The sequence below is a fragment of the Paenibacillus antri genome, from assembly GCF_005765165.1.
Taxonomy (GTDB): domain Bacteria; phylum Bacillota; class Bacilli; order Paenibacillales; family YIM-B00363; genus Paenibacillus_AE; species Paenibacillus_AE antri.
Genome location: NZ_VCIW01000021.1, coordinates 106,254 through 131,085 on the forward strand (window position 1 = coordinate 106,254; position 24,832 = coordinate 131,085).

Genomic DNA, 24,832 nt, shown 5'->3' on the forward strand with positions numbered 1-24,832 from the left:
TGACTATACAGCGACCGCCGAACGGACATCCGTTCGGCGGTTTTTCGTTTGCGGCGCGCAGGTTTCGGGTGCGGGGACGAGTCCCGATCCTCGCAGCTGCGGAAAATTCCAATAAAGCCGGCCGCCCAAGCGCGAATTTGCGCTTATTGGCGGAAAACTCCGCTAAAGACGTGCATCTAAGCGCGAATTCGCGCTTATACGCGGAACATTCCGCTAAAGTCGTGCGCTTAAGCGCGGATTCGCGCTTATACGCGGAAAACTCCGCATAAGACGTGCGTGGAAGCGCGGATTCGCGCTTATACGCGGAACATTACGCTAAAGACGTGCATCTAAGCTCGAATTCGCGCTTATTAGCGGAAAACTCCGCTAAAGTCGTGCGCCCAAGCGCGGATTCGCGCTAGCCCCTACTTCCCCGTCGGCGAAGCGGGAACAGCCGCGACTTGCGCGGATGGCGCGGCGCCGGTCGCCGCAGCGTCCTCGGTCGCGCTTGCCCCGGACACCTCCGACGCCTCCGCCTCGTCGCCGTGCCGATGGCCGCCGGAGCGCAGGAACAGCCATACGCCGCCGATGAGCAGCGCGCCCGCGAACGCCTGCAGCGCCGTCAACCGCTCGTCGAGCAGCGCCCAAGCGAGCAGCGACGCGCCTACCGGCTCGCCGAGCACCGCCATCGAGACGGTAGTGGCGCCGGTGTACTTCAGCAGCCAGTTGAACAGCAGATGGCCGAAGACGGTCGGCACGGCGGCCATCAGCGCGAAGATGAGCCAGTCGTTCGATGCATAGCCGAAGAACGAGAAGCCGGCCGCGAGGTTATAGACCGCGAACGCCGCGGCCGCCGCCAGGAAGACGGTATAGCTGTAGACGAACGACGAGATGCGCCCCCGCAGCGCCTGTCCGAGCAGCATATGCACGACGACGGCCAGCGTGCCGAGGATCGACAGCAGGTCGCCGTAGAGCGCCGTGCCCGAGAGGCGGAAGTCGCCCCAGCCGATGAGCACCGCGCCGATCAGGGCGACGCCCATCGCCGCGACCGCGGCGCCGCGGATGCGTTCTCGGAAGAAGATGAGCGCCCCGATCATGACGAGCACCGGCTCGAGCGTCATCAGCACGGTGGAGCTGGCGACGGTCGTGTAGCGAAGGGAGCCCATCCACAGCAAGAAGTGCAGCGCCAGCATGAAGCCGGACAGCCCGAGCAGCGCCCAATCCCGCCCCGACACGGCGCCGAGTTCGGCGCGATAGCGGAACAGGAAAGGGGTCATGCCGACCAAGGTAAGCCCCAGGCGATACATGCCGATGACCGACACAGGCGCGTCGGTCCACTTCACGAAGATAGCCGAAAACGATATCGCGATAATGCCGACAAACAATAAACTCCATAGGAACGCTCGGCGCTCCGTCCAACCAGGGTTCACGGTGAGGCTTCCTTTCTAACCAATGTTCAAATGAAATGACGTTCCCTAGTATAACAGGAAGGGCGCGGCGGCCGCTAGGTTCTCAAACGGAGGTTTTCTTCCTGCCGCCGGCGATTTCGCCGTTTCAGAACCCGATGCGCCGAATGAAAACTAGGCGCGAGCCGGAGCGCATGGTACGATCTCGTTGGAAAAGGCGAAATCCGGCGGGCCGAAGGAAGAGGATGCGAGAGGCGGCGCGCCGAAGACGTAAGCGACAACCGGCGAACGGAGGCGGAACGATGCGCGAGCTGCTGACGCGGAATCACTTTCGTCTGCTCTTATGGGCGGGGATCGTGTTTACGCTGATCATCATTCCCTTTTCCTTGTTTTTATCCAACCAATTTTCGAAGTACGCGCATTCGCAGATGGATTTGTTCCATCGCGATAAGGTCGTCCATACGGCGAGCCAAACCGAATTCATTCTAAACAAGCTGAAGTCGTACGGATTGAACATGTACGAGGACCGAACGATTCAGGGCTGGCTTCAGCGGGAGAGGCCGGATCCGTTGGCGGACATGGAGGTGTTGAATACGCTGACCACCTTCATGTCCACGGAGCCGTTCATTCGGCGAGCGTATTTGATGAACCTCCGGACGCGCCAAGCGTTCGACTCGCAGACGGGGGTCACTTCGTTCGAGGCCTTCCAAGACCAGGTCATGTTGAAGCGGGTGCAAGAGCAGCAGTCCTTGTTCCTGCAATTTCAACCGCACGAGGCGCAAGGCGACGCCCATTTGTCCTTGGTCGTCCCTTCGACGCCGGCGAAGCGGGATATCCGCGGATACTTGGTGCTCCTGCTCGACAATCGCGCGCTGCAGACCCACCTGCTGGCGCATAACGAGGAGCTGGGCACGAACCTGATCGTGCTGGACGAGGAGGGGCGCAACGTCTTAGGCGGGGAGGGAAGCGGCGAGTCGATCGCCGCCTTGCTGAGCGGGGCGAGAACCGACGGGGCGGCGCCCTCGGTGGTCGAATTCGATACGGGGCGGCGATTGTTCGTGAACTCCGCCGCGATACCGTCGCAGAAGTGGACCGTCCACTCTCTGACCGAGATGAGGAGCTTTCGGAGCCAGGCGGATTCGTTCCAGCGGCGTATCGTCATGTACTCGTTACTGCTGCTCGTCCTGCTGCTGACGGCCGCCATGTGGAATTCGAGGCGCGCCGTCCGGCCGTTCCGGCATCTGGCGGAGCAGCTGCAGCGGAAGTTCAACGCCGACGCCGGCCATTCGTCCGCGCCGCCCGTCGTCCGCGACGAATACAGCATGCTCAAATACGGGATCGAGAAGCTGTCCAATCAAGTCGACGAGATGAACGTGTCGCTGCGGGATCGGCAAGGCATCGTGAAGGCGGAATATTTGCGCCAGTGGGTGCTGCAAGGACGGCTCGGCCGCGCGGTGAGGGGCGAGATCGCCGAAGCGACGGACCTCTTCGCCAAGGAGAAGCTTCGGCTCGCGGTGATCAAGATCGAATCGTATCATGCTTTCGCCGAACGTTACGATTTCGAGTCTCGGCGGCTGTTCACTTACGCGCTGTGCAATATCGCGGAAGAAGTCGTCCGCGGCGAAGGCGGGGCGTTCGAGGCGGTCGATTTCGCCGGGGACCACATCGTCCTGCTGATCGGACTGGACCGCGACGAGTCCGACATGATGGCGATCCTCGAGACCGCCAAGAAACACGTGCGTCAGTACATCCGGGTGAACATCGTCGTCGCGGTAAGCGACGCGAAGGACATCGACGACGATCTTCGGGCGGTATACGACTTCGTGCTCGAACTGACCTTGCTGAAGTTCATCAACGGAAGCGACCGGATTTACACCGAAGGCGATTATGAGCGTTACGTACATATGATGGACCCCGTCGTCGAACGCAAGGGCGTCGAGAAGCTGTTGGCGTCGGTGAAAGCCGGCAACGGCGAACAAGTCGTCGAGTCGTTGGATGAGCTGTTCGGTCAGCTCGCGGCGATGAAGTTTTCGGAGTGCAAGGTGCAGCTGACCGTATTGTTGTTTTCGGTCGTGAAGGAGTTCGAGAAGCTGTCGGCCCTCCAGGGGGTGGACGGGATCGAGAAGCAGCTTGCCGGATTCCCGACGCTGCAAGACTTAAGGAGATGGCTGGAGCAAGAGCTGATGGAAATTATGGAGCGGCTGAACAGCAGGCAGGGGTCCGACCGCAAGGGAAAGCTGGCCGAGGAGATGGCCGCGTACATCGCTTATCGGATTCACGACCCGATGCTGTCGGCCGACGACGTGGCGGAGCACGTCTCGTTGTCCGCCAAGTACGTGAGGCAAATCTTTATGGAAACCCATAATCAATCGCTGTCGGCGTATATGCTCGACCTGCGGGTCAACAAGGTGAAGGAGCTTCTGGTCACGACGGCGTTGTCCGTGTCGGATATCGGGGAGCGATCCGGCTTTCTGACGAAGAGCCACTTCTTCACGGCGTTCAAGAAAGCGACGGGCGTGACGCCGAACCAGTACCGCCAACAACATTCTACATGAGGGGAGGGGTCGGAGTGGCCCGACGACAATCGTTGCTCGCGAAGGGGGCGGCTTGGGCGGCGCTTTCTGTCCTCCTGACCGCCGGATGCGCGAACGAATCGGGACCGGCGCCGGTGCGGGGCGTGTCCCCTGCGACGTCCGCGACGCCAACGACGCTGAGCATTATGGTGCCCGGCGACCGCTCCCCGGACTTCGACCTCGTGATGGAGGAAGCGGAGCGCCGCATGGCGGAGGAAGGGCTCCACCTGGATATTCGGATGGAATTCGTGCCATGGAACGACTTCGGCACCCGATCCGAGGTCGCGCTCGCTTCCGGGGAAGAGATCGATCTGATCTTCGACGCCCCGTGGCTGCACCTGAACGAGATGATCGCGAGCGGATATTACGAGCCGTTGGACGTTATGCTGGAGCAGTACGGAGAGACGATCGTCGCGAAGCGGCCGAGGCAGATGTGGGACGCGAATCGAAGCGCAGGGCGAGTGATGGCGATCCCGCTCGGCGTCAGTCACGTGATGAGCCATTCGTATTTCGTTCGCAAGGACATACGGGAATCCCTCGGCGTCCCGCCGATCCGCACGTACGAAGAGCTGCTACGGTTCGCCTATCTCGTGAAGGAGAAGGCGCCGGAGGTCGTTCCGCTGATCGCGGGAGGAACGAGAAGTCAACAACTCTATAGTCAGGCCGCCTTCCGCCATTACTTCGACGATACCGATATTCGACCGACGCAGGCGTTGGACAGCAGCCTGATGCTGTATTACCGCCACAATGACGGGAAGGTGCACAATGCGTTCAAGGAGCCCGATTCACCGGTCCGACAATGGGTGGAGGAAGCTAGGCGCTTGTACGTCGATGGAATTATGCACAAGGACGTGCTAGGGATCAAGGATTTCCAGGAACCCGGAGCGTCCGGCGCCGTCGCGATCTTCCCCACAGGCTCCTTCCATGTCGGAGAGCTCGCGCAGGAGAAGCTGAGGGAGACCGTGCCGGACGGAGAGCTCGAGAGCGTGACGTTTTTCGACGATACGCCGGGAGCGAACGTCTCGGACTTCGGACAGTGGAACTTTATCGCGGTCCCGGTCGTGAGCAAACACAAGGAGGAAGCCGTCCGGTTCTTGAACTGGGCGAACGAGAAGCGAAATTACGACTTGCTCGCCTACGGGCTGCAAGGTATGCACTGGGAGCCGCTCGGAGGGAATAAGTTCAAACTGCTGAATACCGGCTACAATCAACCGGCCTTCGTCTGGATTTGGAACCCTACGGACGATCGCCTCTTAGCGGATGACGCAAGAACGGAGGAGCTGACGCGGTTCATCCGCGACGCCGACAATTTCACGCCGGACGTATTGACCGGCTTCGAGTTCGACGGCTCCTCGGTGCAGGCGGAGCTGGACCGTTATAACCGAATCGAAGCGGAGTATTATACGCCCTTGTTCAACGGCGTAATCGACCCCGCGTCGGCTTGGGCGGCGTTCGAGGCGGAGGCGGGGCCGGCGCTGGAGGCGATCGAGCGCGAGCTGCAGAGACAAGCGGATGCGTTTATGAGGAAGTAAAGACGGAACGATGGAACAAGGCAATCCCGGAGCACGGGCAGGTCCCCCTAGGAGGATGCGGCGCGTGACGGGAAGCTGCGCCCTCCGGACTGGATAAATATTCATAATTAACCAATAAGTAACTGAAAGGAGTGATGCCGACTTACCTAGCTTCGTTCGTTCCAGGTCGAAATCTGATCAAAGAGGGAGATGTGAACTCGTCATGAATTTCGTCAAACGATCGGTCAGTCTGATTCTCGCTTGCGCGGTCGGCGCCGCGGGGCTGCTGCCCGCCGCGTCGGCGGCGTATTTGCCGAAGCGCGATCCCCGTTCGAATTTCGCTTCCAACATTGCTCTCATCTATACGGGGTATTACGACCCGGCGAACTACGACGGCGTACCCGTCGGAGATTACGACAAGGACAAGTTTATGCCGTACGTCGGATATTTGGACGAACGGGGCAAGGCGCAGGACGACTTCTTCGATACGTTCCTGATCTTGAGTCTGCAATCCCCGCACGGCGGCAGCCTGCATCGATGGTACGACTGGGTCCCGAACTCCGTGCCGGGCCGACTGCAAGATTGGCAGTACGCGATGGAAAGACCTTTCGCAAAGAATCTGCAGCTGGACGCGTTGGAGCAGGCGGCGAAGCAAGTCGGGCGCGACCTCGGCGAACCCGACAAGCAAGTGAACGTATATCTGACGATTCCGTTCCCGGATCCGCAAAGCCGCGACTTCGGCGATTTCGACGGCGACGGCGCGTCCGACGATCTAAGCAGCTTGGAGGAGAGGAACGCGCTCGTTCGGTGGTATATCGACGAGATGACCGCGCGCTTCGAGAGCCGGGATTACGAGCACTTGCGACTGGCGGGCTTCTATTGGCTGCAGGAGGATCTGGACACGACCGTACCGGGAGAGCGGGAGAACGTCATGGCGACCGCGGACTACTTGCGGGAGCGCGGGATGCGCTTGGGGTGGATTCCATGGTCCGGGGCCGGCGAGAAGGGGAACGGCGACCGTCACGGGTACGACTTTACGATCGTGCAGCCGAACCATTATTTCAACGCGGACACGACGATCGAGCGGATCGAGGAAACCGCGGAGCTGTCGCGAAGCAGCGGGCAAGGCGTCGAGATCGAATTCGACCAGCGCGCCGTGGAAAACCCGTATTACCGCCAAGTCCTCTATAACTATCTGATCGGGGGCGTGAAATACGGGTACATGGCGGAGTCGATCTTGGCCTATTACCAGGACGTCTACGCGATTTACGATTTTTACCATCATCGGAGTCCGATCGGGCGCGAACTGTACGACGACATCTATCGCTTCGCGAAAGGGACGTTCGTCGCGCCGACCGGCAACGTCGAAGGCAGAGTGCTTGACGCGGAAGGGCGTCCGATCGCCGGCGCGACGGTGACCGGCGAAGACGGGTACGCCGCCGTGACCGACGCGGAGGGACGCTTCGCGGCGAACGATCGGTTCGCGATCCGGCAGACGTTCGCCGTCGCGAAAGACGGGTATCAGAGCCGGACGGTGCGGCTGCAGGCGTCGGAAGGAACGACGATCCGCAAGGATATCGCGTTGGCGCGCAGCGGCGGTCCGGTGCTCGAACGATACGCCGTCGAGGATTTCGAAGGAAGCTTCGACGTAGGCGGGAACGGGGTCGTGTCCCGGTCGTTCGAGGCGGCGCCGGAGTTCGTGTATGCGGGCGCTCAATCGCTTAAGGTCGGGTACCCGAGCGGCTGGGGACCGGTGCGCGCGTTCATCGATTCAAGCTCCGAGGCGTTGGCCGATTCGGACCGGCAATTCGCGAACTACGAGAACACCGATTGGAGCGGCTACGACGCGATATCCATGGAAGTGTACAACGCCACGAACGCGGAGCAGAAGCTCGATCTGGAGTTTATGTACGACCGGTACAGCTGGGGGTCTTCGAGGGTGAAGCAAGTCCTCCTCTCGCCCGGGCAATGGAACCATGTGGAGATTCCGCTGCGCGAGCTGCGGGAAGCGGGCGTTAACCTTAGTAATGTGATTCGGCTTTCTTTGCGCATGAGCGAATTCGCGACGGACGGAGCGACGATGTATTTCGACGACGTCGCGCTGCTGAAATACGAACGTCAGGATCAGCCGGCGGACACCTTCGCGGCGCTTCCGTCGGCGGTGCCGACGATGGACGTCGGCGCTCGTTGGACGCCGGTCGTGAAGGACCGGTCCGCGATCGACGCGCAAGGGAACCCCGCAATCGTCCCGGACGCCGTATTCGAATCATCCGATCCCTCGGTCGTCGAGGTGCGCCCGGACGGAACGCTGCATGCGCTCGCGCCGGGACGGGTTACGCTTCGGGCTTTCGCGAACGGCGTCGAAGCCGAGTCGACCGTAATCGAAGTGTCGGGACGGACGTTCCACGAACTGAAGGGCGGGCGCTCCAAGCTGTCGCCGGGCGAAGCGGCTCCGATCTCGCTTCGCAGCTTCTTCGATAACGGCTATCTGATCCCGTGGGAAGAAGCGACGTACCGCTGGTCCGTCGATGGGAACGCAGTCTCCCTAAGCGACAAGCTGCGGCCCGACGGTACCGTCGTCGCGAACGAGAAGACGTTGGTCGGCGTTCGGAACGGTAGCGCGAAGGTGTCCGTCACGATCGAATACAACGGCAAGTCGGAGACGTTCGAGCGTCTAATCGTCGTGACGCCGAACCCGTAAACCGCACCGACAGAGCACGACCAAATTCTTATTAAAGGGTGATCGCGAATGCAACGAAACATGACAAAACCGTTCAAATTAGGCCGCGCCGCTTCGGCGCTGCTGCTCGCGTCGGCGCTGGGCGTCTCGGCTTGCTCCGACGCGACCTCGTCGAAGGAAACCGTGGAAATTCAATTTTGGAACCCGTTCACGGGCGACACCGCGGCGGTCGTCGACGACATCGTGGAGAAGTACAATGCGAGCCAGACGAACATATCCGTCAAGTCGCTCAGCAATCAAGACCCGCAGAAGCAATTGACGGCAATATCCGGCGGCAACGCGCCGGACTTGGTCATTACGTACTGGAACAACGTCGGCCCTTGGTCCGAAGCGGGAGCCGTGCAAAACCTGGAAGCTCTCGTGCAGTCTTCGGATTTCGACGCGTCTCGGATCATTCCGGCCGCGCTCGACCGCATGAAGGTGGACGGGGAAATTCACGGCTTCCCGATCTCCATGAGCATGGCCAACAAGCTGTTCTACAATAAGAAGGCGTTCGCCGACGCCGGTCTCGCGGCGGCGCCGGAGACGCTGGAGCAGATGTTCGAGTACGCGAAGCGGCTCACGAAGAAGGACGACGCCGGCAACATCACGCAGATCGGATTCATTCCGGACTATCCGTGGATCGACAACGTCTTCTGGCCGATTATCTTCGGCGGCTCTTGGGACGACGGCAACGGGAAGCTGACCGCGAACCAGAAGGCCAACGTCGACTCGATCGCGTACCAGGCGTTGTATTATCAGGAATTCGGCGTGGATGGCATCAATAAATTCAAGTCCGGCATGGGACAGATGAATACGCCGCAAGATCCGATCATCACCGGCGATTTGGCGATGATGATCGGTTGGGAGAACTGGTACAACGACAAGCGCGGCGAGAACGGCGAAATCGGCGTCGCTCCGTTCCCGTATCCGGAAGCTCGGCCGGAGTTGAAACAGTCCGGCATGGTCAGTCCGGTGGCGATGTTCATTCCGGCGAAGTCGAAGCACCAAGAGGAAGCATGGGAATTCATGCAATACCTGCTGTCCGAGGAGGTGCAGATCGAGTATGCGATCCGAAACAAGACGATTCCGGTGCTGCTCGGCGCGCTGGACAATCCGGAACTGACGGAGAACGAGTCGACGGCGTCGCTGAAGGAATTTTTCGAAAGCGCGAAGAGCCCGAACCTGAACGGCTTCCCGAACAGCATCTATATTAACGAATACTTGCAAGCGTTGAACGAGGAGACGGAGAAGGCGATCAAAGGGCAAATCTCGGCCCAAGAAGCGATGGATGCGGTCGTCGCGAAGATGCAGCCGAAGGCGGACGCCGCGAAGAAATAAAAGAGCGGGCGGCAGCGGAAACGGACGGGCGGCTGCTCGCCGTTTCCGCTCGGTCCGCAAGGATAGGGAGGTGACGACGATGACCGGCAATGCCATCGGGATCCGAAAGCGCGAACGGAAGCGGCTCCTCGTCGGATTGTGCTTTATCAGCCCTTGGCTGATCGGATTGATTCTTTTTCAACTGTACCCGATATTGTCTTCTTTCTATTACAGCATGACGAATTTCAACCTGTTCCAGCCGCCCGAGTGGGTCGGATTCGGCAATTACGCGGAGATGGTTCGGGACGAGAAGGTATGGCTTTCCCTGTACAATACGTTGTTCATGGCCGTCTTCGGCCTGTTTCCCCACCTGGCGTTCGCTCTCGCGATCGCGCTGCTGCTGAACAAGAACGTTCGCGGGCAGTCCGTCTACCGGACGATCTACTTCCTGCCGACGCTGGTGCCGACGGTCGCGGCGACGCTGCTATGGATGTGGCTGTTGAACGCCCAATACGGGCTGATCAACGAGCTGCTGGGCCGAATCGGGCTGCCGCAGCCGGTCTGGCTGCTCGATCCGCTGTGGACGAAGCCGTCGCTGATCATGATGGGCTTCTGGGGAACGGGGACGACGACGATCATGTATTTGGCCGCGCTGCAAGAGGTTCCCAAGCTCTATTACGAAGCGGCGGAAATCGACGGCGCCAACGCCTGGCATAAATTCCGGCATATTACGCTGCCCGCGATTTCCCCGATGACGCTGTTCCATGTCATTATGGGGCTGATCGGCGCGCTGCAGCTGTTCACGCAAGGCTATGTCTTTACCGAAGGGAACGGGCAAGCGATGGGAGGACCCGAGAATTCGCTGCTCTTCTTCGCCATCTATTTGTACCAAACCGCGTTTTCCTTCTTGAAAATGGGGTATGCCTCCGCGATGGCGTGGCTGCTGTTCCTCCTCGTCTTCCTGCTGACGGTCGTCGTGTTCAAGACGTCGGCGAGATGGGTGTACTACGGAGGTGAACGCTGATGGCCGGAACCCGCGCCGAACGGCCGAAGCCGTTCGCCCATGCGATGCTTGTCCTGATCGGCGTCCTATTTTTGATGCCCTTCGTCTGGCTGCTGATCACGTCGCTGAAGACGGACGAAGAAATTTTCGTCGTCCCCGTCCGGTGGTGGCCGAGCGAACTGCAATGGACCAATTACGTCGAGGCCATTCAAGCGATCCCGTTCTTCCTTTACACGTTCAACACGGTTTGGATCGCGGCGTTATGCGTCGCGGGCGTCGCGGCGATCGCTCCGCTCGTCGCCTACGGCTTCGCAAGAATCGACTTCAAGGGCCGGAACCTATTGTTTTTAATTATGATGAGCACGTTGATGCTTCCGTTCCAAGTGACGATGATTCCGATTTACGTAAGCTTTAATAAGGTGAACCTTGTGGATTCGTATTGGCCGATCGTGCTGTCCTCGTGGTTCGGGACGGGGATGGCGTACTATATTTTCTTAATGAGGCAATTTTTCATGGGCATCCCGTACGAGCTGACCGAATCGGCCAAAATCGACGGGGCGTCGGAGTTTCGAATTTTCGCCGGAATCATGCTTCCGCTTTCGAAACCCGCGATCTTGACCGTGGGGCTGTTCACCTTCCTCGGCGCCTGGGGGGACTTCCAAGGACCGTTGATTTACTTGAACGACCCGGACAAGTGGACGCTCTCGATCGGCCTGAAGCAGTATATTCGCGAAAATACGGTCGCTTGGGGCCAGCTGATGGCGGCCTCCACCTTGTTCACGCTGCCGATCGTCGTTCTGTACTTCTTCGTGCAGAAGAAGTTCATCGAGGGCATCTCGATCACGGGCATGAAGTAAATGAGATTCAGGCGGGAGGTGTAGCCGATGCAAAACAGAAACGTAGCGATCATCACCGCGGAATCCAGCGATTTGTCGGAATTGATGCTGGCCTTCGATCCGGCGGCGACGCTCATCAAGCCGGGGGAGGTATCCCGGTACGACTTGGATCGCTTCGAAGCGATCGCTCTGCTGGGAGGCGTCTCGGAGAAACCGCTGCTGCTCGCCCCGGAAGAGAGAATTCTGGTGGAGAAAGAAATTCGGAAGGGCAAGCGCGTGTTCGCCGAATACGCGGCCAGTATCGGCCACATGTATGCGTCTCCGCCGCAGAGCACGCGGTTCGAGCGCTTGGTCTATTGCGCGGAGAGCCCCGGCATAGACGGATTGTCCTTAGGCGACGTGTTGGACGATCAGAGCGGCATGCGGATCAAGCCTCACGATATCGCGTGCTCGCACGGGAGACCGATCCTAACGTTCGCCTCGGTGAACGTCCACGGCTCCGCGGAAGTGACCGACGAGATGCTCGGCCGCATATCCGATCGGGCGCTGTGGTTCGAGGAGCCGGATCGGCTTCTGGTCTGTTCGTTCCGCTTATGCCGGTTCCGCAAGGCGAGGTTCGCGCCGCATCGAAAGGTCGCCGCGTTGATCTCGTACATCCTCGGATGGTTGTTTCGCGCGAAGGTCGACTTGGGGCCGATGCGCGCGGCTTATTCCTTCGTTCATGCGGACGGCGGCTCGGCGACGCTCGAGAGCAGAATCGCGCACAGCGTCGAGCGGGCGATGGCGTGGTTCGAAAAGTCGGGCGTGCTGCGCGACGAAGGCCGCGGCGGCGTGTGGGAGGGCATGGGGACGGAAATCGCGCCGGACGGGACGCAACGCGTCAGCGCGATCCGCCGCGTCGACTGCATCGGCGAAGCGGCCTTGCCGTACTTCCTGCACTATCTGCACGCCTCGAACGAGCGGGATTTGCTTGTTTCCGAGCGGCTTCACGATTACGTGTTCGATTATTTTCTGAATAAGGAACCGGGCGAGCTGTACGGCATGATGCGTTGGACGGAGGAAGCGTGGGGCGTCTGTTATCAGGACGATGTCGCGCGCGCGCTCATCCCGCATCTGCTGAAGTGCTTATACACCGGCTCCCGGTATCGGCTGAACGAGGCGGCGGACGCGCTTCGCTTCCTAGTCAAGACGACGGGAACCGACGGGACGCGGGTGTTCCGGACCGACAACCTCGCGCTTACCGAGGAGAAGCTTAGGGCGCTGCGAAGCGAGCCGGGACGGCTGCCTTCGGCGCACTACAACGGGTACTATTGGGCGGCTCTGTTTTTGGCTTACAAGCTTACGGGGGAGCGAACCTTCCTCGAGACCGGCGTGCGCGGCATGGAGACGCTGCTGGCCGTGTACCCGGATACCGTTCGAGAGCAGAGCCAGACGCAAGAATATTGCCGGCTCATTCTCCCGCTGGCCTGGATGTACTGGGCGACGGGGGAGGAACGGCACAAGGATTGGTTGTACCGGGTCGCGGAGGACCTGCAGTCGTTCAAGCATCCGTCCGGCGCCTACCTTGAATGGGACGAGGGATATCAAGCCGCGATGCGGCACGGGATGGGCGAGGGGGAGAGCTCCTTGCTGACCAAGAACGGCGATCCGGTCGCCGATCTGCTCTACTCGAACAATTGGCTGCCGATCGCGTATATGCAGGCGTACTTCGTCACGAAGGACGAGCGGTTTTTGCGCCGGTGGGAGGAGCATGCTGCCTTCCTCTCGTCCGCGCAGCTCGCCGGCGATAATCCGCAGATCGACGGGGCTTGGGCGCGGGCGTTCGACGTCGAGCTGCACGAAGTGTACGGCAATCCGGCGGACGCCGGCTGGGGACCGTGGGCGATCGAATCGGGGTGGACCGTGGCGGAGATCGCCTCCGGCTTGTTGATGGGTCTCCTGAAGCATCGGCTGCGGCCCGCTTACGAGTGAAGAAGAGCAAACAACATAGGGGATGTCTTCGAGTAGCGAACTACGTGAACTACGCGAGGACCGCCCTTTTTTTTTTGCAAAAAAATAGACCGCCCATTAAGGCGGTCATCCCATCGCATCGCGTCAGGCGGACGCTTGCTTCGCGTCTTGCCCTTTGTCCTTGCCGTGGTGCTTCTCCTTCTCCTTCGTCGGGCGGAGCTCGCCGCCCCGCGGCAAGTCCATGGCGCACTCGCCCTTGAAGACGGCGCCCTCGGAGACGTGCAGCGAACCCGCGTTGATGTTGCCGAGGACGCGCCCCTTGCTGGTGATCGTCATCTTGCCCTTCGCGATGACGCTGCCCTCGATCGTCCCGGCGTTGAATACGCTGCGGGCGGCGATGATGGAGCGTACGATGCCTTTCTCCCCGATGGTGACGTCACCCGAGCATTCGATGTCGCCGACGACGCTTCCTTCGATGCGCAGACTCGCCGTGGTCACGATCTTGCCCTCGACGATCGTGCCTTCGCCGATGAACGTGTCGGTGACGCTTACGTTGCCCGACGATGATTTGCGTTTGCCGAACATGGCCCGTCAACCCCTCTCCTGCGGATGGTCAGTCCACATCTACTATATGAGAGAGAGGGATCGTTTAGACGCGAATCGCTAGACGTTCGCGCCGGCTGCTTCGACGAAACGCGTGCGCGCTTCCTTATAACAGCGGCGGCATACCGGCAGATAGCTTTCGTTGCCGCCGATCTGAATTTGTTCGCCGTGGAAGACGGGGATGCCGTCTTTGTACCGCATGTTCATCAGCGCCTTCCGATTGCAGTACCAGCAGATCGTCTTAATCTCCTCGATCTTGTCGGCCCAAGAGAAGAGCGCCGTGCTGCCCGGGAACAGACGTCCCATGAAGTCGGCGCGCAGGCCGTAGCATAAGACGGGGATCTTCAACCGATCCACGATTTCGGTGAGCTGGAGCACTTGCGCCTCGGACAAAAACTGCGCTTCGTCCACGATGACGCAATCGGGCATCGCTTCGCAGGTCAACGCGACCATATCCGTGTCGTCGCCGACGATCGTCGCTTCCTTATGCAGTCCGATGCGGGATGTGACGACGCCCGTGCCGTACCGGGAGTCGATCGACGGAGTGAAGAGGAGCACGGACTTGCCTTGTTCCTCGTAATTGTGGGCCACGCGCAGCACTTCGATCGATTTGCCGCTGTTCATCGTGCCGTATCGGTAATACAATTGTGCCATGAGTGACTTCCTTTCGTCGCCTTCGCGCAAGTCTATTAATTATATCAAATAATTTCGAACAGAGGAGTTTTTACAGAAAATGTCCCGCGAACGAGAGCTTATCGAACGCACGCATCAAGCGTTGGGCCGCCCGGTCACGCGCTCGTCTTTAGTCGAAGATTTCCGTCGCCTCGGCGTCGAAGAGGGCATGACGCTCCTCGTCCATTCCGCGATGTCGACGGTCGGTTGGGTGGCCGGAGGCGCGCAGGCCGTCATCGAGGCGCTGCAGGGCGCGGTCGGCGAGACGGGCACGCTCGTCATGCCGACCCATACCGGCAATTTGTCCGACCCGTCCCGTTGGCAAAATCCGCCCGCCCCCGAGTCGTGGTGGGAGGCGATCCGCGCGGAGACGCCCGCCTTCGATCCGGACGTTACCCCGGTATACGGCATGGGCGTCATCCCGGAGACGTTCCGCCGGATGCCCGGCGTCCGCCGGAGCCGTCACCCGCAGTTATCGTTCGCCGCATGGGGATCGAAGGCGGAGGCGGTGCTCGCCGGCCACGGCGAGGACCCGGACCGCTTGGCCGAGCCGCTCGGGGACGCATCGCCGATCGGGCGGGTGTACGAGCTCGGCGGGTACGTGCTGCTGCTCGGCGTCGGCTACGAGAACAATACGTCGCTGCACCTGGCGGAATACCGGGCGAAGTACGGTCCGAAGGCCGTCGAAACGTGCCAAGCGCCCGTCCTCGCGAACGGCGAACGCCGCTGGGTCCGGTACGTCGACCTGGCGTTCGACACGGACGACTTTCCTCGCATCGGCGCGGAGTTCGAGCTCGACGCGGGGCTCGTCCGCATCGGCCGGGCGGGCATGGCGCCGGCGCGCCTTATGCCGCAGCGGCCGCTCGTCGATTACGCGACGAGCTGGATGGAGCGCCATCGGGGCGAAAATCCGGCGCCGAGCGCGTAACCTTTTTTCCTTCCTTGACGTCTTTAATAATTGGCAGGGTTTACCGATATTATAGGTAACCATTAACCAGCTAAAGAGAGAAGCAGGAGGAGAAACCGAGAGATGCCGTTCGTTCCAGCTCGACGCAGCAATCTATTCATTGCGCTGCTATTACTTATTACGTTGGTATCTGGGGTTCTCGCCCCCCCGGCGAATGCCGCCGAAGTCGTGACGGCTTTGGAAATCGAGAACGACGACGAGGTGCACTTGTACGTCGATCATGACACCGCGCAGCTGAAGGCGCTCGCGACGCTCGAAGGCGTCGCGACGAAGAAGGACGTCACGGCGACGGCGGTCTGGGCGACGACGAGCGCGACGATCGTCAAGGTAGACAAGGGGAAGCTGACGCCGGTAGGCGCCGGCTCCGCCAAGGTGACGGCGAAATACGAAGGCAAGACGGTGGCCGTGAACGTGAAGGTCGACTTCTTGTACGACGCCGTTCGGCTGAGCGCGGACGGAACGGTCGCCGTCGAGCTGCAGGATCAGCCGCTCAGCCTGACGGCGAGCGCGGTCGAAAGCGACGGTACGTTGTTCGACGTGACGACCGCGGCGGTCTGGTCGTCCAGCGACCAGGCGGTGGCGACGGTCGACGACGGCAAGGTGCAGCTGCTGAAGAAGGGCACGACGACGATCACGGCGAAATACAAGGGCCGCAGCGACTCCGTTACGTACACGGTCGCTTCGCCGTATAAGGCGCTGAACCTTGAGTACGATGGCGAATACGAGTTTACGGTCGGACAAGCTCCCGCCCAGTTGGACGCGATCGCCACGCTGACGAACGATCTGAGCGAGAGGGTGAACGATAAGGCCGTCTGGTCGTCCTCGAATTCGGCGGTCGTCTCCGTCGACGACGGGAAGCTGACGTTCAAGGGAGCGGGGGTCGCCGAGATTCAGGCGTCGCGTTACGGGTTGACCGCCAAGGTCAACGTCGTGGTGCGCCTGCCGTACCAAGCGTTGATGCTGACGCCGTCGAAGCCGGTTCATATGTTCCTCTCGGACGAGCCGGTGCAGGTGGAAGCTCATGTCGCGAACGACTTCGACACGAAGCTCGAAGTGACCGGCGAAGCGGAATGGACGACGTCGAATCCGCTCGTCGTTTCCGTCGACGACGGCCGGTTGAAGCCAAGAGGCGCCGGCGCTGCGGAAGTCGTCGCGACGTATAAGGGGCTGCAGAAGAAGATCGACGTGACGGTCATGCCGGTCGTGAACGGGCTGCATCTCGATGAAACCGAGATGACGCTGTTCAAGGGCGAAGTCGCGGCGCTGCCCGACGTCTACGGCGAAGACTTGAACGGCACGGAATATTCGTTCGCGGACATCGCCGAGTGGACGTCAAGCGACGAGGCCGTCGTCGTCGTCGAGAACGGCAAGCTGAAGGCGAAGAAGCCGGGCGTCGCGACCGTCTCCATGACGATTCGCGGGGAGACGGACGCGCTGGAGGTGACGGTGCGGGAGAAGGCGCTCGCGCTGCTGCCGCAGACGTCCGCGTACTCGCTCGTCAGAGGCGAGACGACGTCGCTGCCGAAGGTGACGGCGCTGCTCGAGGACGGAACGGAGCTCGATATTTCGGGGGCTATCGAATGGACGACGTCCTCGCCGAACTTGCTGGTCGCGGGAACGACGATGAAGGCGCTGCTGAACTCGAAGGTGACGCTGACGGGATCGTACTTGAACAAGAAGGTTACGATTCCGGTGACGATCGAGGACAAGATGACGAACGTCGTCGTCGAACCGACGGCGGTGACGCTGAACCCGAAGCGCAGCCAGACGATCAAGGTGACCGGCAAGGATTCGACGGGCAAGACGGTGACGTTGACCCGCAGCATCGTCTGGACGTCTTCGAATCCGGCGGCCGCGACCGTGAGCGGCTCGACCGTTCGCGGCGTCGCGGAGGGAGCCGCGACGTTGACCGCGACGTACCAAGGGCAGTCGCTCGCCGTCAGCGTGGCGGTCGAGCCGCGGCTCGAGAAGGTCGTCCTCTCCGAGAAGTCCGCGAAGCTCGCGGTCGGCGGATCGACGACGTTCGCGTTGACCGCGTATTACGACAACGGCGCGACGAAGGACGTCACGCATCTGGCGACGTGGACGTCGTCCAACGTCTCGGTCGCGTCCGTCGCGTCCGGCAAGGCGACGGGCCTTAAGAAGGGCAGCGTCTCCGTGAAGGCGAAATTCGACAACAAGACGGCGACCGCGCGCGTAACGGTCTCCCAATAGAGCGATCCGGAATCCCGGCGTCTTGCGACGTCGGGATTTTCCTTTTTCCCGGGCGAGCGCCCTTGACAGAATCAACTGTAATTAATAAAATAACAGTAGTAAGACGCCGACGACAAGACGAGGAGACATGGAACGATGAACAGCGAATTCACGATCGCGGTACACAGTCTCGTCTTCCTTGCGTACACGCCGGACCATATGGCGACGAGCGAGAAGCTCGCGTGCAACGTCGCGACGCATCCCGCGAGGGTGCGCAAGGTGATGGGCTGCCTGCGCAACCGGGGATACGTCGTCACGAAGGAAGGTCTCGGCGGAGGATATTCGCTCGACTGCGATCCGGATGCCGTCACGTTGGCCGAGATTTATCGGGTCATGTGTCCGGGCTCGCTGAAGCCGTCATGGACCTCGGGCAACCCCGAGGAGAAGTGTATGGTCGCGGGCAACATGCAATGCGTCATGGATCGGATTTTCGCGGACGCGGAGCGGCACTTGGAGGCTTACTTCGAGGGGCTGACGATCGGCGACGTGCTAAGGTCGATCCGGGATTCGCAGAAGACGAAGGGATAGGACGGAATGGGGATGCGACTTCTTGCGGAAGACGGCGCCCTTTTCCGAGATAACTGTCACAGGTTTGGTTACAAATTAGATTCATGCGAGGAGGAAGAGACATGTCGGAGCAGCTTAAGCAAGCGAGACTGGCGGAGGGCGATTGGGTCGCGGGGACGTCGGTGAACGACGAACGGATCCGGGGGTATGTACGCAGCTGCGACCCGTTGGACGGAATCGTAACGGTCGCCGTCGTCGAGTCGGATCGCGCGGAGTCGGTCGGGAAGACGGTGTATGCGAAGGAGGCGCAGCTGAAGCGGCTGCCGGACGACGTGGCGTCCGACCCCGAAGCGCTGCGCGAGCTGATCGACCTGGCGCTGTCGGCGCGGGACGAGGCTTGGTTTTACGAGCTGACGGCGGAGCTGATCGCGCTGACGGCGGTGCGAGGGATGTCCGCGGCGCCGGCGTAAAGACGGCGAACCGCGTTAATTATATACATTATCTATAGGGTAGGAGGGTTTTCTATGTCGTTGCAACAAGTGACGGATCAAACCTGGGGCGAGGTCGTCGGTCGAGACGGATTGGTATTGGTGGATTTCTGGGCGCCTTGGTGCGGACCGTGCCGGATGATCGCCCCGGTGCTCGAAGAAATGGCCGCGGAGGCGGGCGACAAGCTGACCGTCGCGAAGCTGAACGTGGACGATAATCCGGAGTCGGCCGCGGCGAACGGCGTCATGAGCATTCCGACGCTGAAGCTGTTCAAGAACGGCGTCGAGGTGGATATGATCGTAGGCTTCCGAGACAAGACGCAGCTGAAGCAGTGGGTCGAACAACATATCTAATAGAAACAAGAGAACAATAGAGACGAATTAGAGACGGATCAAGCGGAGAGGAATGGGAGAACTTATGGAACCGACTGTAATCGAAAAAGCCCCGCGCACGCCGGAGACGATCCGCGTGATGGAGGAACGGCATTCGGTGCGCGCATACGAGCCGGGAATCGCGATGCCGAGGGAGGACCTCGACGCGATTCTACGCGCGGCCGGGACGGCGCCGTCGTCGTGGAACCTGCAGCCGTGGAAGTTTCTCGCGATCGAGGACGCGGCGCTTCGCGAGAAGCTGCTGCCGATCGCGAACCATCAGCGGCAGGTCGTGGAGAGCTCGGCGGTCGTCGCCGTGCTCGGCGATCTGGAGGGGCACCGCAACGCGGAGCTCGTGTACGGCGAGCGCGTCAAGTCCGGCGCGATGAGCGCGGAGATCAAGGATACGCTCGTCGGGCAGGTGGAGCGCGCCTACGGGAGCGGCACGTTCGCCCGGGACGAGGCGTTCCTGAACGGCGGCTTCGCCGCGATGCAGCTCATGTTGGCCGCCAAGGCGCTCGGGTACGAGACGTGCCCGATGGGCGGGTTCCGCAAGGACGCGTTCATCGAGGCGTTCCGCGTTCCGGAGCGGTACGTTCCGTTGCTGCTGATCTCGATCGGCAAGCCGGCGAAGGCGGCGCACCCGTCGACGCGGTTTCCGTTGGAGGAGACGGTCGTGCGGGATACGTTTTAAGTTTGAGAGGAGGGGGGCGGAAGCCCTCCTTTTTTTGTGAACGCCTAGCTCTACCGCTGCCCGTCGGACACCGATTTTTGCGGTGGCTATTGCACCGCCGTGGTGCACTTTTCGCACCATACCGGTGCAATATGTGCACCACCGTGCAGCATTGCAGCCGTTCCGCCGAGCATGCGGACACCGATTCCGCGGCGGTTGCACCGCCGAGGTGCACTCTTCGCACCATACCGGTGCAATATGTGCACCACCGTGCAGCATTGCAGCCGTTCCGCCGAGCATGCGGACACCGATTCCGCGGCTATTGCACCGCCGTGGTGCACTTTTCGCACCATACCGGTGCAATATGTGCACTATCGTGCAGCATTGCAGCCGTTCCGCCGAGCATGCGGTCACCGATTCCGCGGCTATTGCACCGCCGTGGTACACTCTTCGCACCATATCGGTGCAATATGTGCACCGCCGTGCAACAGTGCAGCCGTTCCCCCGTGCCAACGGACACCGATTCCGCGGCTATTGCACCGCCGTGGTGCACTTTTCGCACCATACCGGTGCAATATGTGCACCACCGTGCAGCATTGCAGCCGTTCCGCCGTGCCAACGGACACCGATTCCGCGGCTATTGCACCGCCGTGGTGCACTCTTCACACCATGCCGGTGCAATATGTGCACCACCGTGCAGCATTGCAGCCGTTCCCCCGAGCCAACGGACACCATTTCCGCGGCTATTGCACCGCCGTGCAACAGTGCAGCCGTTCCCCCGTGCCAACGGACACCGATTCCGCGGCTATTGCACCGCCGTGGTACACTCTTCGCACCATACCGGTGCAATATGTGCACCACCGTGCAGCATTGCAGCCGTTCCCCCGAGCCAACGGACACCATTTCCGCGGCTATTGCACCGCCGTGGTGCACTCTTCGCACCATACCGGTGCAGTATGTGCACCACCGTGCAGCATTGCAGCCGTTCCGCCGAGCATGCGGATACCGATTTCGCGGCTATTGCACCGCCGTGGTGCACTTTTCGCACCATACCGGTGCAATATGTGCACCACCGTGCAGCATTGCAGCCGTTCCGCCGAGCATGCGGACACCGATTCCGCGGCGGTTGCACCGCCGTGGTGCACTCTTCGCACCATGCCGGTGCAACATGTGCACCGCCGTGCAACATTGCAGCCGTTCCGCCGCACCTCTGCGCCGCCGCCTCGACGCCCCCGCAGACCCGATCATCCGGCACGATCCGCCGCACCGCGCCGCGATTCCGTCGGCAATCGACGGCACGGTCGCGCGAACGACACACGAACCGTCAAGCCCGCCTTCCATAATCTTCAAATCCGGTCGAATTGACCATAAAAACCGCACATCCGATGTCGCCTCCGCCCCGAATTCGATCAATGTTCAAAAAATATTTAAGGCATCCGACAGCATCCGACAAAAGCATACAGGACCCGACGTTGTTCTTCGTTTACACAATTTATTGATATCTCTATACTTTGAAAAGTGGTCGAAGGAATACCTATATTTTTACATATATTTACATCCGGTGGAGATCAATTAATGGATAGTCTAGACGATTGCAGCGAAGAACGCCCCTACCCCTTCGGGCCGATCCACGAGTGGCTGCCCGACGTCAGCGTCGCGGAGAACGGACGGATGATCGTCGTCTCGCGAAGCATGAGGGAGTTATTCGGCTATGGGGATCGCGAGTTAATCGGCGAACGGATCGAACGTTTGTTCGGACCTGATTCCCTAGAACGCTTATCGGGTTCGGACGAACGACCCTTCCGCCTTCAGTCGAAGGCATACCGCAAAAATAAAACGACGATTCACGTCGATCTGCACGCGTCTACGGTTCACCGCGGCAACAGCGTATACCTCGTCATCCGCGCCATGGAGGACATCACGCCCCCGAAGGCGGAGGAGACGAGCGTCGCGATCATCGAGGAACGGTTCCGGTCGGCGTTTCATTTCGCGGCCGTCGGCATGGCGTTGGTGACCGTGCAGGGCGTCCTGCAGGAGATGAACTACGCGTTCTGCGAAATTATCGGACTTCCGGCGCAGGCGTCGGGAGAGTTGAATATCAAGTCGTTCTTGTACCCGGAAGACGTGGACAGCTATCTGGAAGGCTGCACGAGGCTCTTGATCGGCGAGACGCAGTCGTGCGAGATGGAGAAGCGATTCCTCCACGTCTCGGGCCGCCTCGTCTGGGGAGCGCTGTGCATCACGTTGGTTCGAGACGTCGACGGGCGCCCGCTGAACTATATCATTCAACTCCAAGACATTACGCAAAAGAAGGAAACGGAAGAGCTGCTCCGCAAATCCGACAAGCTAACCATCGTCGGTCAGCTGGCCGCCGGCGTCGCGCACGAAGTCCGCAATCCGTTGACCGTTCTGAAGGGCTTCGCCCAAATTCTGCGTTCGGGGGACAGGGGGAACCGCTACTTCGAGCTGATGCTCTCCGAGGTGGAGCGCATCGAATCGATCATCGGGGAGTTTCTGATGCTGGCCAAGCCCCAGATGGTGAAGTTCTACGAAGCGGACTTGAACGTGCTGACGAGCGAAGTCGCGAGCTTGATGGAGACGAAAGCGATCATGAGCGGCGTCCAAATCCACATGCGGCAGCCGTCCGGTCCGAATCCGATTTTGTGCGACGCGAACCAGATCAAGCAGATGCTGGTGAACCTGATGCAGAACGCGATCGAATCGATGACGAACGGCGGCCGGCTGCGCGTCGGGCTGGCCCGGAAGGACCCGTCCGCCGTGACGCTGACCGTGGAAGACGACGGGTGCGGCATTCCCGAGGATCGGCTGTCGAAGCTCGGGGAGCCGTTCTACTCCAGCAAGGAGAAGGGGACGGGGCTCGGCCTTATGATCAGCTATCAGATCATTCAGAAGCACCGCGGCCGCGTGAAAGTAACGAGCAGAGTGAATGAAGGCACGACCTTCGAGATCGTGTTTCCGATATCCGAAAAATCAACGTTACTGGAGGTTCGTCAACCATGAATGAGAAGAAGACGCTGCTGTCGCCGCCCACGTATTCGAGAATCGCGCAGAACGAAGCGCCGCCGAGAGAGGCGAAGGAGTCCCGGATCGAACCGGCGGACGGCATCGACTCTGCGGCGGGCAAGCGGCTGCAGGAGCAGCGGCAGCGGGCGAGGACGTTCGCGAAATACCAGCAGCTGTCGGAACGGCTGGCCGCGGCGTCGCAGCAGCTGTCCGCAGGCGTCGAGGAATCGCAGTCGGCGATGCAAGAGCTGCGCCAAGCGATGGAGCAGCTCGTGACGGGCGCGGAAGAATCGAGCGCCGCATGCGAGGAAAGCTCGGCCTCCATTACGAAGATCATGGATAATATGAACGCGATCTCCCATAACGTGACGCTGTCGATGAACCGGAGCTTAACGATTCAGCAGATCGTCGCGGGTTCGTCCTCCGACATTCATCGGCTCGTCGAAGGCGTAACGCTCTCCGCGGCCAAGAGCTCCGATTCGGCGCGCGCGATCGGCCGGCTGGAGCGGCAGGCGCAGGAGATCGGCGACATTATCGGCACGGTCGTACATCTGGCGGACCAGACGAATTTGCTCGCGCTGAACGCGGCGATCGAAGCGGCGCGAGCCGGGGAGCACGGCGCAGGCTTCGCGATCGTGGCGGACGAGGTGCGCGCGCTGGCGGAAGTGTCCGAGAAGTCCGCGAACGATATTCGGGGACTCGTCGCGAACATTCAAACGGAGGTCGCTCCGATCGCGGCGTCGATCAAGGAGGCGGAACGCGTCGCGCTGCAGGAGGCGGACAACGGCCGCGGCGTCATCCGATCGCTGGCGACCGTGAGCGGGAAGATCGAACTGTTCGTTCAGAGCGTGAAGGAAATGAACGGGGAATCGCTCGTCCTGCGGACCGGCATTCGCGATTTCGAAAACGGGGCGAGGGTCATCGCGCAAGCGTCCGAGGAGCAGGCGACGGGCGCCGCTCAAGCGCTCCAGGCGATTCTTCAGCAATCGAGGGCGCTGCAGGACATCAATCACAGCGCCCTGGAGCTTTCGGATCTGACGGAGGATTTGCGTTCGAGCAAGAACGTGGCGCGTTCGGCCGAGACGTTGGCCGCGGCGGCGGAGGAGCTGTCCGCCTCGATCACGGAAGCGGGACAGTCGGCGCAGCAGATCATGTACGCGATCAACGGCATGGACCGGAGCTCGGAGATGCAGTCCGTGGCGACGGAGCAATCCGCGGCGGCGGTCACGCAGCTCGAGCAGATGACGAAGAAGGTGGCCGGCCTCGCCGCGTCGTCCGAGACGTATCTCGCCGAGGTGGCGAGCCTGTACGACGCGGGGAAGCGGCAAACCGACGCCATGATCGAAAATATCGCGGAAGGCCTCCAGGCTATGGAGGACAATCTGGACAAGCTGGTTCGCCTCGACGGTCAATTCCGCAGCATCGACAAGATCGTGAACGCGATCGACCGCGTCGGCATCCAGACGAATATGCTGGCGGTCAACGGCGCGATCGAAGCGGCCGGCGCCGGGAAATTCGGCCGAGGCTTCGCCGTCGTGGCGGCGGACATTCGTTCGCTGGCCGTCGAGACGGCGGGCCATGCGGAGAACATCAAGGACCTCATCCGCGATACGCAGTCGCAGGTGTCGACCGTGCTGCGGGAGCTGCAAGTGTCCAAGGAGACGACGAAGGCCGAGGTCGAAAAGGCGAAGCGCATCTTGACCGATTCGCTCCGCATCGAAGAGGATTTGCGCCATATGCAGAACATGATCGCCGATAACGCGGGACGTTTGAACGAGATGGAATTCGCCATCAACGAATCCAAGCGGGCGGTCGATCAGATCGCGGTCACGTCCGCGGAATCCGCGGCGGCGAGCAAGCAGGCGGCGCACGCCGGGCAAGAGCAAAACATCGGCATTAACGAGCTGGCTCGGGCGATCGAGGAAATCGCGAGCATGGCGGACGATATCTACTTGTAACGCGTCGGAAAGAAGGGG

General features: G+C 60.9%; 18 protein-coding genes. 15 read left to right on the forward strand and 3 right to left on the reverse strand.

Going from position 1 to position 24,832, the window contains the following annotated elements:
• Positions 1-404: 404 nt before the first annotated feature.
• Positions 405-1,409 (reverse strand): DMT family transporter, encoded by a 1,005-nt coding sequence (locus FE782_RS25475; protein WP_138197184.1) that lies wholly within the window; start codon positions 1,407-1,409, stop codon positions 405-407.
• A gap of 278 nt (positions 1,410-1,687) precedes the next feature.
• On the opposite strand from FE782_RS25475, the gene FE782_RS25480 reads away from it, so the two are divergent.
• The 7 genes from FE782_RS25480 to FE782_RS25510 all read left to right on the forward strand — a co-directional run bounded on the left by FE782_RS25480 (position 1,688) and on the right by FE782_RS25510 (position 13,318).
• Positions 1,688-3,940, forward strand: coding sequence for an AraC family transcriptional regulator (locus FE782_RS25480; RefSeq protein ID WP_158299545.1), 2,253 nt, complete (start codon positions 1,688-1,690; stop codon positions 3,938-3,940).
• Positions 3,941-3,954: 14 nt separating this feature from the next.
• Positions 3,955-5,490, forward strand: a complete 1,536-nt coding sequence (locus tag FE782_RS25485) for an extracellular solute-binding protein (protein WP_238392663.1) — start codon at positions 3,955-3,957, stop codon at positions 5,488-5,490.
• A 202-nt stretch (positions 5,491-5,692) separates the two neighbouring features.
• Positions 5,693-8,170, forward strand: coding sequence for a DUF4855 domain-containing protein (locus FE782_RS25490; RefSeq protein WP_138197187.1), 2,478 nt, complete (start codon positions 5,693-5,695; stop codon positions 8,168-8,170).
• A gap of 48 nt (positions 8,171-8,218) precedes the next feature.
• Positions 8,219-9,529, forward strand: a complete 1,311-nt coding sequence (locus FE782_RS25495; RefSeq protein ID WP_138197188.1) for an ABC transporter substrate-binding protein — start codon at positions 8,219-8,221, stop codon at positions 9,527-9,529.
• 79 nt (positions 9,530-9,608) lie between these two features.
• Entirely contained in the window at positions 9,609-10,532 is a 924-nt protein-coding gene (locus FE782_RS25500; protein WP_138197189.1) for a carbohydrate ABC transporter permease, read from the forward strand.
• Positions 10,532-11,368, forward strand: coding sequence for a carbohydrate ABC transporter permease (locus tag FE782_RS25505; RefSeq protein ID WP_138197190.1), 837 nt, complete (start codon positions 10,532-10,534; stop codon positions 11,366-11,368). Before FE782_RS25500 ends, FE782_RS25505 begins: the two co-directional genes overlap by 1 nt.
• 27 nt (positions 11,369-11,395) lie before the next feature.
• Positions 11,396-13,318 carry a hypothetical protein gene (locus FE782_RS25510; protein ID WP_138197191.1) on the forward strand — a complete coding sequence of 641 codons (1,923 nt, stop codon included), beginning with the start codon at positions 11,396-11,398 and terminating at the stop codon, positions 13,316-13,318.
• Between the two features lie 123 nt (positions 13,319-13,441).
• Here FE782_RS25510 and FE782_RS25515 read toward each other — a convergent pair whose 3' ends face one another.
• Both FE782_RS25515 and FE782_RS25520 read right to left on the reverse strand, forming a co-directional pair.
• Positions 13,442-13,882 carry a bactofilin family protein gene (locus FE782_RS25515; protein ID WP_138197192.1) on the reverse strand — a complete coding sequence of 147 codons (441 nt, stop codon included), beginning with the start codon at positions 13,880-13,882 and terminating at the stop codon, positions 13,442-13,444.
• A 78-nt stretch (positions 13,883-13,960) separates the two neighbouring features.
• A complete protein-coding gene (locus FE782_RS25520; RefSeq protein ID WP_138197193.1) occupies positions 13,961-14,554 on the reverse strand; it encodes a thymidine kinase in 594 nt (197 codons plus the stop codon).
• 79 nt (positions 14,555-14,633) lie between these two features.
• On the opposite strand from FE782_RS25520, the gene FE782_RS25525 reads away from it, so the two are divergent.
• From FE782_RS25525 to FE782_RS32430, 8 genes are all read left to right on the forward strand, one after another.
• The gene (locus FE782_RS25525) at positions 14,634-15,500 is read left to right on the forward strand and encodes an AAC(3) family N-acetyltransferase (protein WP_138197194.1); all 867 of its coding nucleotides are present in this window, start codon (positions 14,634-14,636) and stop codon (positions 15,498-15,500) included.
• A 102-nt stretch (positions 15,501-15,602) separates the two neighbouring features.
• The gene (locus FE782_RS25530; RefSeq protein ID WP_138197195.1) at positions 15,603-17,753 is read left to right on the forward strand and encodes an Ig-like domain-containing protein; all 2,151 of its coding nucleotides are present in this window, start codon (positions 15,603-15,605) and stop codon (positions 17,751-17,753) included.
• A 135-nt stretch (positions 17,754-17,888) separates the two neighbouring features.
• Complete coding sequence (locus tag FE782_RS25535) at positions 17,889-18,320, forward strand: RrF2 family transcriptional regulator (protein ID WP_138197196.1); 432 nt, start codon at positions 17,889-17,891, stop codon at positions 18,318-18,320.
• Between the two features lie 101 nt (positions 18,321-18,421).
• Entirely contained in the window at positions 18,422-18,769 is a 348-nt protein-coding gene (locus FE782_RS25540; RefSeq protein ID WP_158299546.1) for an IDEAL domain-containing protein, read from the forward strand.
• Between the two features lie 54 nt (positions 18,770-18,823).
• On the forward strand, positions 18,824-19,141 hold the full coding sequence (gene trxA / locus FE782_RS25545) for a thioredoxin (RefSeq protein WP_138197198.1): 318 nt from the start codon (positions 18,824-18,826) through the stop codon (positions 19,139-19,141).
• A gap of 64 nt (positions 19,142-19,205) precedes the next feature.
• Positions 19,206-19,853, forward strand: a complete 648-nt coding sequence (locus FE782_RS25550; protein ID WP_138197199.1) for a nitroreductase family protein — start codon at positions 19,206-19,208, stop codon at positions 19,851-19,853.
• A gap of 1,554 nt (positions 19,854-21,407) precedes the next feature.
• Entirely contained in the window at positions 21,408-22,853 is a 1,446-nt protein-coding gene (locus FE782_RS25555) for a PAS domain-containing sensor histidine kinase (protein WP_138197200.1), read from the forward strand.
• The gene (locus tag FE782_RS32430) at positions 22,850-24,814 is read left to right on the forward strand and encodes a methyl-accepting chemotaxis protein (RefSeq protein WP_158299547.1); all 1,965 of its coding nucleotides are present in this window, start codon (positions 22,850-22,852) and stop codon (positions 24,812-24,814) included. Before FE782_RS25555 ends, FE782_RS32430 begins: the two co-directional genes overlap by 4 nt.
• Positions 24,815-24,832 lie beyond the last annotated feature (18 nt).

Excerpts from the sequence above, each read along its gene's own strand:
- FE782_RS25480 (WP_158299545.1), top strand. The coding sequence starts at position 1,688 with ATGCGCGAGCTGCTGACGCGGAATCACTTTCGTCTGCTCTTATGGGCG.
- FE782_RS25490 (WP_138197187.1), top strand. The coding sequence starts at position 5,693 with ATGAATTTCGTCAAACGATCGGTCAGTCTGATTCTCGCTTGCGCGGTC.
- FE782_RS25495 (WP_138197188.1), top strand. The coding sequence starts at position 8,219 with ATGCAACGAAACATGACAAAACCGTTCAAATTAGGCCGCGCCGCTTCG.
- FE782_RS25500 (WP_138197189.1), top strand. The coding sequence starts at position 9,609 with ATGACCGGCAATGCCATCGGGATCCGAAAGCGCGAACGGAAGCGGCTC.
- FE782_RS25505 (WP_138197190.1), top strand. The coding sequence starts at position 10,532 with ATGGCCGGAACCCGCGCCGAACGGCCGAAGCCGTTCGCCCATGCGATG.
- FE782_RS25510 (WP_138197191.1), top strand. The coding sequence starts at position 11,396 with ATGCAAAACAGAAACGTAGCGATCATCACCGCGGAATCCAGCGATTTG.
- FE782_RS25515 (WP_138197192.1), bottom strand. The coding sequence starts at position 13,882 with ATGTTCGGCAAACGCAAATCATCGTCGGGCAACGTAAGCGTCACCGAC.
- FE782_RS25520 (WP_138197193.1), bottom strand. The coding sequence starts at position 14,554 with ATGGCACAATTGTATTACCGATACGGCACGATGAACAGCGGCAAATCG.
- FE782_RS25525 (WP_138197194.1), top strand. The coding sequence starts at position 14,634 with ATGTCCCGCGAACGAGAGCTTATCGAACGCACGCATCAAGCGTTGGGC.
- FE782_RS25530 (WP_138197195.1), top strand. The coding sequence starts at position 15,603 with ATGCCGTTCGTTCCAGCTCGACGCAGCAATCTATTCATTGCGCTGCTA.
- FE782_RS25535 (WP_138197196.1), top strand. The coding sequence starts at position 17,889 with ATGAACAGCGAATTCACGATCGCGGTACACAGTCTCGTCTTCCTTGCG.
- FE782_RS25540 (WP_158299546.1), top strand. The coding sequence starts at position 18,422 with ATGTCGGAGCAGCTTAAGCAAGCGAGACTGGCGGAGGGCGATTGGGTC.
- trxA (WP_138197198.1), top strand. The coding sequence starts at position 18,824 with ATGTCGTTGCAACAAGTGACGGATCAAACCTGGGGCGAGGTCGTCGGT.
- FE782_RS25550 (WP_138197199.1), top strand. The coding sequence starts at position 19,206 with ATGGAACCGACTGTAATCGAAAAAGCCCCGCGCACGCCGGAGACGATC.
- FE782_RS25555 (WP_138197200.1), top strand. The coding sequence starts at position 21,408 with ATGGATAGTCTAGACGATTGCAGCGAAGAACGCCCCTACCCCTTCGGG.
- FE782_RS32430 (WP_158299547.1), top strand. The coding sequence starts at position 22,850 with ATGAATGAGAAGAAGACGCTGCTGTCGCCGCCCACGTATTCGAGAATC.